Genomic DNA, 337 nt, shown 5'->3' with positions numbered 1-337 from the left:
GGATGACAGTGATGGCCGCATTTCTTTTGCCAACCTTTTAGGCCTGCCGAGTGGAATCGTTGCGGGGATGGTGAATGTGGTCACAGGCGATTTTGTGCAACACGATATGGATTTTGTGATCCCCTCCTCGACCCCTCTAACCTTGGAACGCACCTATTCCAGCTCATTTGGAAAACATGGCACACTCTCCTTTGGATGGAATTTCAATCATTACAAGGCTCTAAATGTGCATCTCATGGGAGAAAAATGGTATGAACTTGGTTTGAATGAAGGGATGGGAGCCATTGCCAAATTTGAAGGACATCGACCCATTGCTAAGTGCAAAATATCACCAGAT

Annotated in this window: 1 protein-coding gene; it reads left to right on the top strand. The window is 46.0% G+C overall.

Features of this window, described 5'->3' with window-relative positions:
- On the top strand, positions 1-337 hold a 337-nt coding region (locus AOM43_RS05710; RefSeq protein WP_152618840.1), incomplete at both ends, for a DUF6531 domain-containing protein.

Origin of the sequence: Parachlamydia acanthamoebae (assembly GCF_000875975.1) — a bacterium.
GTDB lineage: Bacteria > Chlamydiota > Chlamydiia > Chlamydiales > Parachlamydiaceae > Parachlamydia > Parachlamydia acanthamoebae.
Note: the sequence above shows the minus strand (reverse complement) of the source record. Positions and strands in the feature narration are given on the sequence as shown.